Source organism: Paralcaligenes ginsengisoli, from assembly GCF_054781135.1.
Genome location: NZ_BAAGUZ010000002.1, coordinates 52,463 through 69,117, shown reverse-complemented (window position 1 = coordinate 69,117; position 16,655 = coordinate 52,463). Strand labels below are relative to the sequence as shown.

Sequence of the window (16,655 nt, the reverse complement as noted above, 5' to 3'; positions counted from 1 at the left end):
CGCTTAGTGGCCAGGCAGGCCGTCGCGGCACCAGATGCGGTGCGTGCCGCCCACGGCCAGCTCGGTCAGCGCGCGGCTGGCGCAGGCGTCCAGCGCCTGGCTGCAGCGGGAGTAGAAGGGGCAGCCTTGCGAGTCCGGCGTCATGGTGGGGACGATGCCGGGCAGTTCGACCAGCCGCGTGCTTTCGCCCTGGAAGTCGGAATAGGCGGGCAGGGAATGGATTAGGGCCTGGGTATAGGGGTGGCTGGGCTGGAACAGCACTTCCGCGACGCGGCCTTCTTCTATTTTCTGCCCGGCGTACATCACCATGACGCGTTCGCAGGCCTCGGCCACGACGCCCAGGTCGTGGGTAATCAGAATAATAGCGGTGCCCAGCCTTTGGCGGATGTCGCGCAGAATGTCCAGGATCTGCGCCTGTATGGTCACATCCAGGGCGGTGGTGGGTTCGTCGGCGATCAGGACGTCGGGCTGGCAGGCCAGGGCCATGGCGATCATTACGCGCTGCCTCATGCCGCCCGAGAGTTCGTGGGGGTAGTTGTTCAGGCGTCGCTCGGGGTCGGAGATCTGCACCAGTTTCAGCAGTTCGATGGCATCGGCCCGGGCCTGGCTTTTGGATTTTTTCTGGTGCAGGACAATGGGTTCGATGATCTGCTGGCCGACGCTGAACACGGGGTTCAGCGAGGTCATGGGTTCCTGGAAGATCATCGAAACCTTGTTGCCGCGAATCTTGCGCAGTTCCGCTTCGGATTTGCGCAACAGGTCTTCGCCTTCGAGCAGGATGGCGCCGGTGGCGATTTTGGCGGATTTGCCCAGCAGGCCCATGATGGCCAGAGACGTTACGCTTTTGCCGCAGCCCGATTCGCCGACAATGCCCAGGATCTCGCCACGGCCCACGTGGAACGACAGGTTCTTCACGGCCACGACGGAGCGTTCCAGCCCCTGGAAATGCACGCTCAGATTCTGCACATCGAGTATTTTCTTGCGGGTGTCGTGCATGGGCGATCCTATATTTTCTTGGCCAGCTTCGGGTCCAGCATATCGCGCAGGCCGTCGCCCAGCATATTGATGGCCAGCACCGTCACGGCCAGGAACAGGCCCGGAAACAGGATGATATGGAAGGCGATGGCCAGGTAGTTGCGGCCCTCGGCCATGATGTTGCCCCAACTGGGAATCTGCGGCGGAATGCCCACCCCCAGGAAACTCAGGACCGCTTCGGTGATGATGGCCGAGGCGGCGATAAAGGTGGCCTGCACCATCAGCGGCGCGAACAGATTGGGCAGGATGTGCTGCACCAGAATCTTGGGCGTGCGCGAGCCCAGCGCCACCGCCGCTTCCACATAGGGCTGGTTGCGGATGATGATGACCAGCGCCCTGACAAGGCGTACGACGCGGGGAATTTCCGGAATCACGATGGCGAAGATGACGGTGGCCAGGCCGCCGCGAAAGGCGGCCATCAGGGCAATGGCCAGCAGCACTCCGGGGATGGCCATCAGGCCGTCCATGATGCGCATGATGAACATGTCGATGTGCCGGAAGTAGCCGGCGATCATGCCTATGGCCACGCCCGCAGCGACGCTGATGAACGAGACGGCGATGCCCACGATCAGCGACACGCGCGAGCCCCAGAGGGTGCGGGCGTACACGTCGCGGCCCAGGCCGTCGGTGCCGAAGAAGTGCGCCAGCGAGGGCGGCTTCATGCGCGCCAGCGGATCGATGTCGAGCGGGTCGATGCGGCTCAGCCAGGGGGCGGCCACGGCAATGAAGGCCAGCAGCAGCAATACCAGCATGCCCAGGTACATCATGGGATGCTGTCTGAAGGAATAATAAAAGCGGGTTCGCAATTTCATGGGATGGGTACCTGTGGTCCGGCGGCGCTATTGGTCGACGCGGGGGTCGAACAGGCGATAAGACAGGTCTACCACCAGGTTGATCAGCACATACACGGCCGATGCCAGAAGCAGGATGCCCTGGATGACGGGGTAGTCGTGGCTGAGTACGGAATCGACGGTCAGCCGCCCGATGCCGGGAATGGCGAACACGGTTTCGGTGACGACCACGCCGCCGATCAGCATGGCGATGCCAACCCCCACGGTCGTGACGATGGGGTTGGCGGCATTCTTGAAGGCGTGCCAGATGATCTGCCGGCTGCCCAGGCCTTTGGCGCGGGCGGTGCGGATGTAGTCTTCCGACAGGGCTTCCAGCATGGTGGCGCGGGTCATGCGCGTGATGAGCGCCATATAGATCAGGCCCAGCGACACGCAGGGCAGCACCAGGTGGCTGATGTAGGCGCCCAGCCCTTGCGCGTAGGTTCGGTAGCCCTGCACCGGCAGCCAGCCCAGCTTGATGGAAAACACATAGACGAAGCCGTAGGCGATCAGGAACACGGGCACCGAGAAAGCCAGCACCGACAGGAACATGACCAGCCTGTCGGTGATTGCGCCGGCCCGCCAGGCGGCCAGGATGCCCAGCGGGATGGCGGCGAGTACGGCAAACAGGATGGTGAACAGGGCAATCGACAGGGTCGGGCCGGCGCGCTGGCCGATCAGCTTAAGCACCGGTTCGCCGGTGGTAATGGAGGTGCCCAGGTCGCCCTGCAGCACATGCGCCGACCAGGTGCCGAACTGCACCAGCAGAGGCTTGTCCAGGCCCAGGTTGGTCCTGATTTTCTGTATGTCGTCGGCGGTCGCCTGGTCGCCCGCCATGACGGCGGCGGGGTCTCCGGGCGAAATGTGTATCAGCAGGAACACAAAGACCGCCACCACCAGCATGACCGGTATGGTTGAAAGCAGTCGTCTCAATACATAAAGCACGTTATGGATTCCTTTCTGTTGCTTTGTGTCCTGCCGCGAAGGCGCGGTCTATTTGGTTTTCTCCACGTTCCACATGACCGCGATGCCGGATTTCATGGGCGTGTAGTCTTTCAGGCCGCGCGTGGCGAAGACCTGCTTGTATTCGCCCCACATGACATAAGGCACGCTCTGGTAGGCCTCGACCTGGATGTCGGCCGCCAGCGCCTTGCGTTTTGCGGCGTCCGATGTTTGCATGAATTGCGTGCGCAGTTCGTCGAGTTTCTTGTCGCAGGGCCAGCCGGGCAGGCTGTTGCCGCAGGCGGCCGCCAGCCAGGGGCTGGCCAGCGGATTGTTGATGTCGAAGTAGCCGGCCTGGGTCAGGAAGATGTTCCAGCCGCCTTTGTCGGGGGCGTCCTTCTTGATGCGGCGCGCCGACAGCGTGGCCCAGTCCATCGATTGCACATCGACGTTCACGCCGGCTTTCTTCAGGTTCTGGGCGATGACCAGCGTGGCGGGTGCGATCACCGTGTCGGTGGGATGCAGCACCACGACTTTTTCACCGTGGTAGCCGGCTTCTTTCAGCAGTTCCTTGGCCTTCTCGATATCCATGTTCTTAAAGGGCGCCGCGCCGGCATCAGTGGCGTAGGGCGAGCCGCAGGAGTACAGCGAGGGGCAGTACTTGACGCGATATTTTTCAGGAACGCCGACCGCGGCCAGGTATTCGTTTTGATTCACCAGGTAATACAGGACCTGCCTGGCCTTGGGGTTGTTGAAGGGCGGGAACAACTGGTTGGGAACCATCAGGCCTTCGGACGAGACCGAAGTGCTCAAGGTAATGTCCTTGTTCCCTTCCAGCACCGGCAGGAAGTCGGGCGAAACCTGTTCGATCATGTCCACTTCGCCGTTCATGAGCGCAGCCGTGGCCGTGTTGCCGTCGGGAATGTAGTTCCATTCCACGCGGTCGACTTTCACAACCTTGCCGCCGGCCAGGCCGTCGGCCGGTTCGGCGCGCGGAACGTAGTTGGGGTTCTTCACATAGACCGCCTTGCTGCCGGGCACCCATTCGTCTTTCTTGAACAGGAAGGGGCCGGAACCGACCATTTCCTTGATCGCGACGCTGGGCTCGGTATCGGCCAGCCGCTTGGGCATGATGAAGAGCGCATAGCCAGAGGGCTTGGCAAAGCCGTCGAGCACAAAGCCGAATGGCTCGTTGAGAGTCAGTTCGAAGGTCTTGGCGTCCACCGCCTTGAACTGCGCGCCGGCCTTCATCATGGCCTTGCCCAGGGAATCTTTCTTGGCCCAGCGTTCGATCGATGCGATGCAGTCTTCGGCGGTGACGGGTGTGCCGTCGCTGAACATCAGTTTGTCGCGCAGGGTGAACGACCACTTCTTGCCGTCGGCGGAGGTCGACCATTTGTCGATCATTTCGGGCTTGATGTCCCCTTTGCTGTCCTGGGCGAACAGGGTGTCGAAGACCATGTAGGCGTGATTGCGCGTGATGTACGCGGTGGTGAACATGGGGTCGAGAATCTTCAGGTCGCCGTTGGGCACCAGTTTCAGCGTGGTGGCCGAGGCGGTGCCAAGCAGCGCGCCGCTTATCAGCAGGCCCAGCGCCAGTTTTTTGTAGAAGCCGTATGGTTTTGCTTTCATGTCATTCCTCTCTGGATATATTCGTTTTGGAGCGATCAGTGTTCTTGCCGGCGGACGGGCCATTTCGGGAAGCGGACCTTCTTGTATTTCAGGATGGCCAGGTCCCTGGGTACCGACCCCGGCGAGTCGACGTAAATAATGTTGCGGGAGACTTTTGAGAATTCGGCCTGGAAATGCTGTGAGGACTTGACCACGATCAGTTTCTGCCTGGCCAGGTCGATGCCGAACTGGGTGAACAGGTCTGTGCCTATGGCCTGGTTCCGGGCCGTGACCAGCACAATGGTGATGCCTTCCACCTCGATGACTGCCACGTTGCCGAGCCGCGACGGCGAGCCGGACAGCCCGGTCATGATGGCTTCTTTTTTCAGTTCCTTGACCACGCACACCACGTCCACGGGATTGCCGGAGGCGGGCGAGGTTTTCCCGCCGATGCGCAAGGGCAGGCGCGCGCCCACGCCCGCGTCCTGGCAGATCTGGATGGCGACCGGATCCCAGAGCGGCCCGAGCACCACGTCCTTGACATGGCGCTTCAACAGTTCTTCAAGAATGAAGGTCGAATCGCCGGCTGCTCCGCCGCCGGGATTGTCGGCCGAGTCCGCCAGTATGGCGGGGAATACCGGGCCGACGAGGGCCTGGTCGATGGCCGCCGAAACGCTGGGGTAAGGCGCCTGGAGGCGGTCGCGGAATTCGATGATTTCCTGGCCCAGTTGTTGGGCCAGGGCGGCGGCCTTGGCGGGGTCGTCGTCGGTATACACAATGACTTTGGTGCCCATTTCCGGCACATCGCCCCAGGGAAAGCTCTGGGCAATCGAAATGGAAATGATGCCGGGCTGTTTTTCAAGTTCGAACAGGCGGTCCACGAAGCTGCGCATGGGTTCGCGGGAGGTATGCATCATGGACGCCATCTCGCAGTCGAACACGGCGACGCTGGGCTTGATCTTGCCCTGCTGCATGGCCACGCAGTGGTCGACCAGATCTAGGCCGCGATCGAGAATGTCGGTGTGGGGGTATTCCTTGAAGCAGATCAGCAGGTCGGCGCTGTCGGCCATGAGCGGCGTGAAATGGCAGTGCGGATCGAGCTCGGCGCCTATCACCACCTCTTTGCCGACGATGGCGCGCACGCGGCTGAGAATATCGCCTTCGCAGTCGTCGTAGCCGTCGGCGACCATGGCGCCGTGCAGCCCCAGCAGCACGATATCGACTTTGCCGGCTTTTTTAAGGTCGGCCAGGATTTCATCGCGTAGGGTTTCGTAGGCGTGGCGGGTGGTCAGGCCCGCCGGCATGGCTCCGGCCGCCGTGCCTTCCACGACCTGCCAGTCGGTGCCCTTGGCGCGCAGCCGGGTTGCCCAGGTGGGGCCGGCAAAATGCATCATCTGGTCGGGATGTTGCCCGGCGGGAAAATAGCCGCGGGCATGAAAACAGTCCAGGCCGGTGGGGATGGGCGAGAAGGTATTGGTTTCGGTTGCGATCGCTGCGGTGAATATTTTCATGCTGGGCTGCCAGGTAACAGGGGAAGAGTTCAAACGACGGGGGCCGGCCGGAAGCGGCGCGGCGACATGATTTCGGGGCGGATCCGTTCGGCGGCCAACGATGGGTCGAGCGCCTGGCCGAGCACCAGGTTGCTGGCCAGGAGCGAGGCGGCCACGCAGGTCTGGATGCCGTATCCGCCCTGCGCCACCAGCCAGAAGAATCCGGTTTGTTCAGGATCCCAGCCCATGACAAGTTCGCCGTCCGGCACAAAGCTGCGCAGGCCGGCCCACACATGGCTGGGCCGGCGGATTTCCAGGGTGGTGGCCGACTGGATGCGGTCGATGCCGATGGCGATATCGAGCTCTTCGGGCACCACATCGTGGGGCTCGACCGGGTCTTCGTTGGCGGGCGAACCCAGCAGCTGCCCGGCGTCTGGTTTGAAATAGAAGCTGTTGTCGATATCGACCACCGCCGGCCAGTGTTCCGTGTCGGGGTAGGCGTCGGCCTTGAAGGTAAAGGCCGAACGCCGCTTGGGCTGCAGGCCGACGGGCTGCACGCCAAAGAGCGCGGCAACGCTGTCGCCCCAGGCGCCCGCGGTGTTGATGACCGACGACACGGTTAGATCGCCGTGGCCCGCCAGGCTGAGGTTCCAGGCCTGGCCCTGGCGCCGGGCGGCCGTGACGCGCGTGCCGAGCAGGATTTCGGCTCCGGCCTGCCGGGCGCCCTTCAGGAAGCCCTGGTGCAAGGCGTCGACATCGATGTCTTTGGCGTCGGATTCTTCGATGGCGCCGATCAGGTCCTGCGCTTTCACGCAGGGGACTTTGGCCAGGACGTGGCTGCTGGAAACCCGCTCGACGCTGGCCCCGCAGGCCCGCAGATCCTTGAGCGTTTCCTCCAGCAGGGTTTCCTGGCCCCGGTGCGCAATATAGAGAACGCCGCGATCCTTGATCAGTTCGTGCGTGCAGAAGTTAGGCGGCGGCGATTCCAGGAAGGCGCGGCTGGCCCGGGTCAGGGCCTGTATGGTCGGCGTGCCGTAGCTTTCCATGAACATGGCGGCCGAGCGCCCTGTGGAATGGTAGCCGGCCTGTTTTTCCTGTTCGATCACCAGCACGCTGGCCTGCTGCGCAGCCAGCCTGTAGGCCAGTGACGCGCCGGCAATGCCGGCGCCGATGATTAAATAGTCGTAGTGTTGCTTGAGCATGGATAAGCGGCTGTTGCGTCCTGTGGTGTGGCTTCAGCGCCTGATCGAGGCTGCGGCGGGCGATGCCTGGATGGGGCCGGGCAGGCGGGTACCGTGGCGCTGGCGTGGAAAATTATCTGATATGAGAATTTTCGAATATGAGAATTCTTGAACAAATCGACGCCAGGGTCAATACGAAACAGTTGGTGATTACCCTAGGGCCAGTGCGGCTGCCCTTTTCGCGTTGACAGGCCCTAGGCCTTTTGGCGCAGGGCGCCTGTCAGGCCCGCCGCTATGATCAGGACCGCGCCTATATAGCTGAACTGGTCGGGCAATTCGCCCCAGACGAGCCAGCCGAAGAACGTGGCCCATAACAGGCCCGAGTAATCGAAGGGGGCGACCACAGAGGCCGGGGCCAGGCGAAAACCCTGGGAAATCAGGCTGACCCCCAGTGTGCTGAAAATGCCGATGGCAAAGATGCTTATCCAGTCGCCGCCGGCAACGGGCTGCCACAGCCACGGCATCAGGACGATGCTGAACACGACTTGGGGCAGGACGGAATAAAACATCAGCGTGGGGAAGCTGTGGCCTGCGTCGATGCGCCGCGCGCTGACCATCATGCAGGCGTAGGTAAGAGCCGTTATCAGCGGGTAGATCGAGGCAAGCTGGAAGGCGCTGCTGCCGGGGCGGACGATGATCAGCACGCCTGTAAAGCCCAGGGCGACGGCTATTGTGCGGTAGATATCGAGCTTTTCTTTCAGGAGCCAGGCGGACAGCAGCACGACAAAGACCGGCGCGGCATAGGCAATGGCGGTGGTTTCGGCCAGTTGCAAATGCACCAGCCCCTGATAGAAGGCGCAAGCCCCGACCACATTCAGCAGGCCGCGCCAGGCATGCAGGTTCAACTGGCGGGTGCGCAGGGTCCAGCGCCCGCCCAGGCTCAGGGCCAGCGCGGTGACCAGCGGCAGCGCGACCGCCGAGCGCAGGAAAAGGATTTGCAGGGCGTTATAGCGGCCGTCCAGGGATTTGACCGCGGCGTCGCTCAGGCTCAGCGCCAGGGTGCCCAGGAGCAGACAGCAGATACCGGCATTGATGTTCGGCGTGGTCTTGGACATAGGGATAATCGGAAAATGGGGTTGTACCGCGGTAGCCGGGCCGGATCATGATAGCGTGTTGCGCCGGCAAACCATGCCGTGCCGGAAGTATTATCGGTATTGCAATGCGCGGGGATGGGCTCTTGAAAATTGCGCCTTCGCCCCCATATACAAACCTGTTCGGCCCGCCAGGCGGGCTTCTGTCCATTAAATCATTTACTAATTCAAAGATTATGAGCGAATCCGATACTTCCGTTCAAGGCGCCGAAACACTGGGTTTCCAGGCCGAGGTCAAGCAACTGCTGCATTTGATGATTCATTCCTTGTACAGCAACAAGGAAATCTTCCTGCGCGAGCTGGTATCCAATGCGTCGGATGCGTGCGATAAATTGCGCTTCGAGGCCATAGACCAGCCGGATTTGCTGCAAGGCGATACCGATCTGCGCATTCGAGTGGAATACGACAAGGCGCAACGCACGGTTACGATTTCCGATAACGGCGTGGGCATGTCGCGCGACGAGGCGGTGGCCAACCTGGGCACGATAGCGCGCTCGGGCACCAAGGAATTCTTTTCGCATCTGACCGGCGACAAGCAAAAAGATGCGCAGCTGATCGGCCAGTTCGGCGTGGGTTTTTATTCTTCGTTCATTGTGGCCGAAAAAGTGTCGGTGCTGAGCCGTCGCGCCGGCGCGGTGGAAACCGATGCCATCTTGTGGGAATCGGACGGCCAGGGCGAATTCTCGATCATGCAGGTCGAGAAAGCCGATCGCGGCACCTCGGTTACCTTGTATCTGCGCGAAGGCGAAGACGACTTTCTAAGCGGCTGGAAACTGCGCGAAGTGCTGCGCCGCTATTCCGATCATATCTCGCTGCCTATTCAGATGCTGAAGGAAGAATGGGACAGCGAAAAATCCGAGCAGGTCAAGAAGACCGAATGGGAAACCGTCAATCAGGCCAATGCCTTGTGGACGCGCGGCAAGTCCGATATTACCGACGAGCAGTACCAGGAGTTCTACAAGCATATTGGGCACGATTTCGACAACCCCCTGGCCTGGACGCATAACCGGGTCGAGGGCCGCAGCGAATATACGCAGTTGCTGTACATCCCCAAGCATGCGCCCATGGATCTCTGGGATCGCGAAGGGCGGCGCGGTGTCAAGCTGTACGTGAAACGCGTCTTCATCATGGACGATGCCGAACAGCTCCTGCCCATGTATTTGCGCTTTGTGCGCGGCGTGATCGATTCGTCTGACCTGCCTTTGAATGTGTCGCGCGAAATCCTGCAGGAAAGCCGCGACGTGCGCGTGATCCGCGAGGGTTCCGCCAAGCGGGTATTGTCCCTGCTGGAGGATCTGGCGGAAAACAAGCCGGAGCAGTATGCCGAGTTCTGGGAACAGTTCGGCCAGGTGCTCAAGGAAGGTACGGGCGAAGATGCCGCTAATAAAGAGCGCATCGCCAAGCTGTTGCGGTTTGCCTCCACGCAGGCCGATAGCGCCGCGCAAACCGTGTCTTTTGCCGATTATGTCGGTCGCCTGAAAGAAGGGCAGGACAAAATCTATTACGTCAGTGCCGATTCCTACGCGGCGGCCAGCAACAGCCCGCATCTGGAGATTTTCCGCAAGAAAGGGCTGGAAGTCCTGCTGCTGTCCGACCGCGTAGACGAATGGATGCTGTCGCATCTGCGCGAATTCGAGGGCAAGTCGCTGGTGTCGATCGCCAAGGGCGGCCTGGACCTCGATCAGCTGGCCGACGAAGACGAGAAAAAGCATCAGACCGAAGTCGCCGAAACCTTCAAGCCTTTGATCGAACGCCTGAAGACCTCGCTGGCCGACAGAGTGAAAGACGTGCGGGTGACCGTGCGCCTGGTGGATTCGCCGGCCTGCGTCGTGGTCGATGAAAACGAGCTCAGCCCGCACCTGATGCGCATGCTGCAGGCGGCCGGGCAGGAAGCGCCGCAGGTCAAGCCGATATTGGAAATCAATCCCGAACACGCCTTGATCGGTCGCGTGCAGGATGCGGCCGACGGCGATTTCGGCGAATGGGCCCAGTTGCTGCTGGACCAGGCCATGCTGGCCGAAGGCGCACACCTGGCCGACCCGGCCTCGTTCGTCAAGCGCATGAACCGTTTGCTGCTCAATACCTGAACGGGTGGGCGCAAGGCCCGCCCCTACGCTTGATGCGTGAATATTGTCGATTCACCGTAGCGGCGGCCCTGGTGGCCGCCCCTCGTTGACGTATCGTGACGTGTACGGGCGCAAGGCCGCCCTTACCAGCCTTGGCGCTGTCGACAAATTCAATTAAACCGGTGGCATCTGCCTTTTGAACCAGCCGCACTCTTGCCCGAAACGGCCCCAGTCGAAACCGGGGCCGGGGTCGGTCTTGCGGCCGGGGGCAATGTGTTCGTGGCCGCGCACCGCCTTCAAGGCATGCCGGCAACGCAGGGCCGAATTCAAGTCGGCCAGCGTCCGGTACTGGTCTTCGGTATAGGGCGTGCAATCGGTGCCTTCCAGCTCGATTCCGATGGAAAAATCATTGCAGCGCTCGCGGCCTTCAAAAGACGATACGCCGGCATGCCAGGCGCGCTGGTCGCTTGAGACGAACTGCACCACCGTGCCGTCGCGGCGCACGAAAAAATGCGCCGACACCCGCAGGCCGCGCAGGCGCGGCAGCCAGGGATGGGTGGAGTAATCGAGGCGGTTCAGAAATAGATCGACCACTTCCGTGCCGCCGAATATTCCCGGAGGCAGGCTGATATTGTGGACGACCAGCAGGATGGGATCGATGCCTTGCGGGCGTGTATCGTGATTGGGCGAGGGGGCGTGGGCTACTTTCGGGTGGTGCCGCAGCCAGCCGTGGCGGTCCAGCGCCAGCGGGCTCACGAGCGTACGCCCAGCTTGGCATGCTCCTGGCTGCACCAGGTCTGGCCGTTGATGAGAACGGCTTCGGAACGCGGCATGTGTATGCCGCAGTGGGCGCAGCGCACCATGGATTCAGGATGCTGGATGGGCGGGGCGCCGCGGCGGGCCGCCTGCTTGGGCTGGCGGGTGCCCGCCTGGTTGTTGGCATTGTGTTGCGCCAGGATGCGGGCCAGCAGCATGCCGCCGACGATCAGCACTATCCAGAATAATACTTTTCCCACTTTAACCTCGTTGCAGTATGACTTCGAGCACGAATCGGCTGCCTGTATAGGCGAGCAATAAAAAGGCAAACCCCACCAGCGTCCAGCGCAGGGCAATGCGGCCGCGCCAGCCCCGCGCATAGCGGCCCAGCAGCAGGCCCCCGAAGGTCAGCCACGACAACAGGGTGAACACGGTTTTGTGATCCAGGGGAAACATTTTCCCGGTCAGGCCCATGGAAACGATGGCGCCGGAAATGACCGCCAGGGTCAGGACGAAAAAACCTATCCAGATCAGGCGAAACAGCAGATGCTCCTGCACCAGCAGGGGCGGCATGGAGTCGAGCGCCCGGCTGATGAAATTGCGGTTGGCTTCCTGTTCGACGGGACGGTGCAGATGGCGGTCCAGCGCGATCATGAGTATGGCGTGCAGCGCGGCAATGGTGATAAGCCCGTAGGCGGTCAGCGCAATAAGCAGGTGCGCGCGCAATCAGTCGTTGTGAGCGTGAGCCACGATATAGCCCTGCGGAAACACGGCGGCGACCAGCGAGACGAGCGTGACCGCGGGGAGTAAAATGAGCAGCAGCCCATCGATGCGCAAGATCAGGCTTTCGAGCCAGAATATGATCATGCCTACCCATATGGCGGCCGACATGCCCAGCGCCCAGCTCAGGCGCAGGCTGTTGTCCAGAAGGATGGACTGATGCAGCGCTATGCCGTGCAGGACGATGGCGCTAAGCAGGCATATCCGCCCGACTTTGCCGGCATGGGCCTGGGCGCCGCCAAGGGTGAGGGGGCGCCAGAGCGAAATGGCCAAAATGGCATAAGCCAGCGCGGCTAACGAGTGAAATACAATGCCTGCAGACATATTCCCTGAAGTTCTGATTTGACCGGGTAGGGCATAATGCCCGCTTAAGGCGATTTTAGACCTTATCCCCAGAGATCAACTAGTTTAAGCGAAACAATCGTTATGCTCGACAATCTGACTCAACGCCTGTCGCGCGTGGTGAAAACCATGCGGGGCGAGGCCCGGCTTACCGAAGCCAATACTCAAGAGATGCTGCGCGAAGTGCGCATGGCGCTGCTCGAGGCCGATGTGGCCTTGCCCGTGGTGCGCGATTTCGTCGCCCGCGTGAAAGAGCGGGCGCTGGGCCAGGATGTCGTGGGCAGCCTGAACCCGGGCCAGGCGCTGGTGGGGGTGGTGCATAAAGAATTGACGTCCCTGATGGGCGGCGACCAGAGCGCCGAAGCCGGCGAGCTTTCGCTGGCGGCCCAGCCGCCCGCGGTGGTGCTGATGGCCGGCCTGCAGGGCGCGGGCAAGACCACCACAACCGGCAAGCTCGCCAAATGGCTGAGCGAAGGCGGCCACAGCCAGAATGGGCGCAAGACCGGCAAGAAAAAAGTGCTGGTGGTCAGCGCCGACGTGTATCGTCCGGCCGCCATCGAGCAGTTGAAAATGGTGGCCGAGCAGGTCAAGGTCGATTTCCTGCCTTCCGATACCTCGCAAAAGCCCGAAGACATTGCGCGTGCAGCGCTCGATCATGCCAAGCGCTACCACTACGATGTATTGATCGTCGATACGGCCGGGCGCCTGGGCATCGACGAGGTCATGATGCGCGAGATCCGCGCTCTGCACGATCTTTTGAACCCCATAGAAACCCTGTTTGTGGTGGATGCCATGCAGGGCCAGGACGCGGTCAATGTGGCCAAGGCCTTTGCCGATGCCCTGCCGCTGACCGGTGTGGTGCTGACCAAGCTCGACGGCGATGCGCGCGGCGGCGCGGCCCTGTCGGTGCGCCATGTTACCGGCAAGCCTCTCAAGTTTGTCGGGGTATCGGAAAAACTCGACGGCCTCGAGCCTTTCCATCCGGAACGCATGGCGCAGCGCGTGCTGGGCATGGGCGACATCGTGTCCCTGGTCGAGCAGGCGCAGAAAAATGTCGATATGGCCGAGGCGCAAAAGCTGGCGGCCAAGATCAAGTCGGGCAGCCGCTTCGATTTGAACGATTTTCGCGACCAACTGCAACAGGTCAAGAAAATGGGCGATATGGGTTCGCTGCTTGAAAAGCTGCCGGCCCAGTTCGCGCAGGCGGCCGGGCAGTTGCAAGGCGGCCAGGCCGAGAAACAGCTGCGGCGCACGGAAGGCATATTGAATTCGATGACGGCCGCCGAACGGGTCAAGCCCGAACTGCTCAAGGCGTCGCGCAAGCGCCGTATCGCGGCCGGCGCGGGCGTGCCCGTGCAGGAAGTCAATCGCCTGCTGGCGCAGTTCGACCAGATGCAGGGCATGATGAAGCAAATGAAAAAAGGCGGCATGGCCAAAATGATGCGCGCCATGGGTGGCCTGAAAGGCCTGGGCAAAGGCGGTTTCGGGGGCATGCGCTAGGCAGCTTGCCGGTTCGGGCGGGCACAAGGCCCGCCTCTACGAAGCCACTGCTCGGCGACGGGCGATGGGTGCTTCCACGTTTTGTGGCCCGCCCCTGTCGATTCAGCTACTCCTTCATGTTTCGCGAGCCCACGTCTACTGGCTGTAGCGGTCGGTGGCGGCGAGCAGCTTGGCCAGAATGCCGGGTTCGTCGAAGGCGTGCCCGGCATCGGGCACCAGGTGGAACTCGGCCTGGGGCCAGGCCTTGTGGAGCTCCCATGCGGTTTTCGCCGGCGTGCAGGCATCGTAGCGGCCCTGGATAATAATGCCGGGTATATGCTGCAGCACATGGGCGTTATTCAGGAGCTGTCCTTCTTCCAGCCAGCCTTTGTGCACAAAATAATGATTTTCGATGCGTGCAAAGGCCAATGCCGAGTCGTCGCCCGCATGCGACTGCTGGTGTTGCGGGCTGGGCAGCAGGGTGATGGTCTGGCTTTCCCATTGGCTCCAGGCGTGGGCGGCTTCGAGCTGGATGCTGCGATCGGGGCTGGTAAGACGCTTGCGGTACGCCGCGATCAGGTCGCCGCGCTCTTTGGGCGGGATCGGCGCAAGGTATTGTTCCCACAAGTCGGGAAAGAGCCACGATGCGCCTTCCTGGTAGAACCAGTGCAATTCGGTTTGCCGCATGGCGAAAATGCCGCGCACCACAAGTTCGCTCACGTGCGACGGATGGGTCTGGGCATAGGCGAGCGCCAGGGTCGACCCCCATGATCCGCCAAACACCAGGCTTTTTTCCGCTGCCAGGATTTCGATCCGCAAGCGCTCGATATCGGCCACCAGATGCCAGGTCGTATTGTTTTCAAGGCTGGCATGCGGGGTCGAGCGGCCGCAGCCGCGTTGATCGAACAGCAGCACTTTGTAGCGTTCGGGATTGAACAGGCGGCGGTGCGCCGCCGAACAGCCGCTGCCCGGGCCGCCATGCAAAAAAATGGCGGGCTTGCCCGCCGGGTTTCCGCATAGTTCCCAATAGATGCGGTGTCCGTCTTCCGTGTCCAGAAAGCCTTGCCGGTAGGGCTGTATTTCAGGGTACATTGCTTCCCTTTTAGCGTTATCAGGCCCTAGGCCTGGCGCGTGAAAATCAGGTCCCAGACGCCATGCCCAAGACGCAGCCCGCGTGTTTCGAATTTGGTCTGGGGGCGAAAATCGGGCCGCGGCGCATAGGCCTCGCAGGTGTTGCACAAGCTTGGTTCGGCGCCCAGCACCTCCAGCATTTGTTCGGCATAGTTTTCCCAGTCGGTGGCGCAATGGATATAGCCTCCGGGGGCCAGGCGGCTGGCCAGCAGTGCGATAAACGGGGGCTGGATCAGACGGCGCTTGTGGTGGCGCGTTTTGGGCCAGGGGTCGGGAAAATAGATGTGTATGCCCGCCAGGGAATCCGGCTCGAGCATATTGCGCACGACTTCCACGGCATCGTGCTGGATGATGCGTATGTTTTGCAGCCCCGATGTTTCAATTCTTTTAAGAAGAGCCCCTACGCCGGAGTTGAAAACCTCGATACCCAGGAAATTGTCGCCTGGGCGCGATGTGGCTATTTTCTCGGTGGTTTCGCCCATGCCAAAACCGATTTCGAGTATTGTCGGCGCAACCCGGCCAAAGGTCTGGTTGAAACTCAGGGTCGAGGTTCGATAGGGCAGCGCCCACAAGGGCATCAGGCGGTCGAGTGCTTCTTTCTGCCCTGGCGTGATATGGCTGCGGCGGTGCACAAAGCTGCGGATATGGCCGGGCTGCCCCGCCGGCGGCTCGCCCGTCGCGCCGGGGGCCTCGTTGTTCAAGGGATCGTCGTTCGTATTCATAAGCTGAATTGTAGTGATTGCGGGCCGTTCTTTCACGCTTGTCCGTGAAGAAAAAGCGCGGGGCTTGCGTAACAGTTGGAAGCTGGCGCTATAATGCCTGCGCTGTACGATTGGCTCCGCGTCAATTCACCAGCCTTTGCGGGTGTAGTTCAATGGTAGAACGGCAGCTTCCCAAGCTGCATACGAGGGTTCGATTCCCTTCACCCGCTCCATCGCCTCGATCCACGGAGCTGTGGCCGTCTACTGAAATTCCCTCACGATGGTTCTTCCGCAAGCTTGTCTTGTGTTTTCGTATTGAAGTCGTCGGCGTCGTGGCGTTCGTGCAGTTGCGTGGAAAGATCGCCCGATACGCGATTGACCATGCGCCCGCGAATCACTGCGGGCCGCTCCAGGATTGTGTCGGCCCAGCGCTGTATGTGCTTGTAGTCCTGCACCGACAGGAATTCGGCCGCGCCGTACTGCCAGCCCTTGACCAGGCCGCCGTACCAGGGAAACACCGCGATGTCGGCGATGGTGTAGTCGGCCCCGCTCAGGAACTCGCTTTCGGCCAGGCGGCGGTCCAGCACATCGAGCTGGCGCTTGACCTCCATGGCATAGCGATCGATGGCGTATTCGATCTTGGTCGGCGCATAGGCGTAAAAGTGACCGAAGCCTCCGCCCAGATAGGGTGCGCTGCCCATCTGCCAGAACAGCCAGGACAGGCATTCGGCGCGGGCTGGCTGTGTGGTGGGCAGCAAGGCGCCGAACTTTTCGGCGAGGTAGACCAGGATCGCGCCGGACTCGAACACCCGCACGGGTTCCGGGCCTGAACGGTCCATCAGCGCCGGGATCTTGGAGTTGGGGTTCACTTCGACGAAACCGCTGCTGAACTGCTTGCCCTCGCGGATCTTGATCAGCCACGCGTCGTACTCGGCGCCGGAGTGGCCCAGAGCCAGCAGCTCTTCCAGCATGATGGTGACTTTCTGGCCGTTGGGCGTGGCGAGCGAATAGAGCTGCAGCGGGTGGCGCCCCACCGGCAAGGCCTCGTCGTGGGTCGGGCCGGCGATCGGCCGGTTGATGCTCGCGAAGTTGCCGCCATTGGGCTTGTTCCAGGTCCAGACCTTCGGGGGGGTGTACTCAGGGGTATCTGTCATATTTCA

Annotated in this window: 14 protein-coding genes, 1 tRNA gene and 1 pseudogene; 3 read left to right on the top strand and 13 right to left on the bottom strand. The window is 61.6% G+C overall.

Annotated elements, in window-relative coordinates:
* Nucleotides 1–3: 3 nt before the first annotated feature.
* From ACYVIS_RS00490 to ACYVIS_RS00460, 7 genes are all read right to left on the bottom strand, one after another.
* A complete protein-coding gene (locus ACYVIS_RS00490; protein WP_460872952.1) occupies nt 4–996 on the bottom strand; it encodes an ABC transporter ATP-binding protein in 993 nt (330 codons plus the stop codon).
* 8 nt (nt 997–1,004) lie between these two features.
* Entirely contained in the window at nt 1,005–1,847 is an 843-nt protein-coding gene (locus ACYVIS_RS00485) for an ABC transporter permease (protein ID WP_460872951.1), read from the bottom strand.
* Between the two features lie 27 nt (nt 1,848–1,874).
* A complete protein-coding gene (locus ACYVIS_RS00480; protein WP_460872950.1) occupies nt 1,875–2,810 on the bottom strand; it encodes an ABC transporter permease in 936 nt (311 codons plus the stop codon).
* 48 nt (nt 2,811–2,858) lie between these two features.
* Nucleotides 2,859–4,439 carry an ABC transporter substrate-binding protein gene (locus ACYVIS_RS00475; protein WP_460872948.1) on the bottom strand — a complete coding sequence of 527 codons (1,581 nt, stop codon included), beginning with the start codon at nt 4,437–4,439 and terminating at the stop codon, nt 2,859–2,861.
* Nucleotides 4,440–4,474: 35 nt separating this feature from the next.
* On the bottom strand, nt 4,475–5,929 hold the full coding sequence (locus ACYVIS_RS00470) for a M81 family metallopeptidase (protein ID WP_460872947.1): 1,455 nt from the start codon (nt 5,927–5,929) through the stop codon (nt 4,475–4,477).
* Nucleotides 5,930–5,958: 29 nt separating this feature from the next.
* A complete protein-coding gene (locus tag ACYVIS_RS00465; RefSeq protein ID WP_460872946.1) occupies nt 5,959–7,110 on the bottom strand; it encodes an NAD(P)/FAD-dependent oxidoreductase in 1,152 nt (383 codons plus the stop codon).
* Nucleotides 7,111–7,343: 233 nt separating this feature from the next.
* A complete protein-coding gene (locus tag ACYVIS_RS00460; RefSeq protein ID WP_460872945.1) occupies nt 7,344–8,204 on the bottom strand; it encodes a DMT family transporter in 861 nt (286 codons plus the stop codon).
* 212 nt (nt 8,205–8,416) lie between these two features.
* On the opposite strand from ACYVIS_RS00460, the gene htpG reads away from it, so the two are divergent.
* Entirely contained in the window at nt 8,417–10,327 is a 1,911-nt protein-coding gene (htpG, locus tag ACYVIS_RS00455) for a molecular chaperone HtpG (protein WP_460872944.1), read from the top strand.
* A 153-nt stretch (nt 10,328–10,480) separates the two neighbouring features.
* Here htpG and ampD read toward each other — a convergent pair whose 3' ends face one another.
* The 3 genes and pseudogenes from ampD to ACYVIS_RS00440 form a co-directional block, all read right to left on the bottom strand.
* Nucleotides 10,481–11,062 carry a 1,6-anhydro-N-acetylmuramyl-L-alanine amidase AmpD gene (gene ampD, locus ACYVIS_RS00450; RefSeq protein ID WP_460872943.1) on the bottom strand — a complete coding sequence of 194 codons (582 nt, stop codon included), beginning with the start codon at nt 11,060–11,062 and terminating at the stop codon, nt 10,481–10,483.
* On the bottom strand, nt 11,059–11,322 hold the full coding sequence (locus ACYVIS_RS00445; RefSeq protein ID WP_232742447.1) for a PP0621 family protein: 264 nt from the start codon (nt 11,320–11,322) through the stop codon (nt 11,059–11,061). Before ACYVIS_RS00445 ends, ampD begins: the two co-directional genes overlap by 4 nt.
* Before the next feature lies 1 nt (nt 11,323).
* Nucleotides 11,324–12,166 (bottom strand): annotated as a pseudogene (locus ACYVIS_RS00440) (cytochrome C assembly family protein).
* Nucleotides 12,167–12,268: 102 nt separating this feature from the next.
* Here ACYVIS_RS00440 and ffh point away from each other — a divergent pair.
* A complete protein-coding gene (gene ffh / locus ACYVIS_RS00435; protein WP_460872942.1) occupies nt 12,269–13,684 on the top strand; it encodes a signal recognition particle protein in 1,416 nt (471 codons plus the stop codon).
* Nucleotides 13,685–13,819: 135 nt separating this feature from the next.
* On the opposite strand, the gene pip is transcribed toward ffh, so the two are convergent.
* Nucleotides 13,820–14,755, bottom strand: coding sequence for a prolyl aminopeptidase (pip, locus tag ACYVIS_RS00430; protein ID WP_460872941.1), 936 nt, complete (start codon nt 14,753–14,755; stop codon nt 13,820–13,822).
* A 26-nt stretch (nt 14,756–14,781) separates the two neighbouring features.
* Nucleotides 14,782–15,516: a tRNA (guanosine(46)-N7)-methyltransferase TrmB gene (gene trmB / locus ACYVIS_RS00425; protein WP_460872940.1), complete on the bottom strand. Its 735-nt coding sequence runs from the start codon at nt 15,514–15,516 to the stop codon at nt 14,782–14,784.
* 138 nt (nt 15,517–15,654) lie between these two features.
* On the opposite strand from trmB, the gene ACYVIS_RS00420 reads away from it, so the two are divergent.
* Nucleotides 15,655–15,728: transfer RNA gene (locus ACYVIS_RS00420), tRNA-Gly, on the top strand.
* Nucleotides 15,729–15,770: 42 nt separating this feature from the next.
* On the opposite strand, the gene yghU is transcribed toward ACYVIS_RS00420, so the two are convergent.
* Nucleotides 15,771–16,649 carry a glutathione-dependent disulfide-bond oxidoreductase gene (yghU, locus tag ACYVIS_RS00415; protein ID WP_460872939.1) on the bottom strand — a complete coding sequence of 293 codons (879 nt, stop codon included), beginning with the start codon at nt 16,647–16,649 and terminating at the stop codon, nt 15,771–15,773.
* Nucleotides 16,650–16,655: the final 6 nt, after the last annotated feature.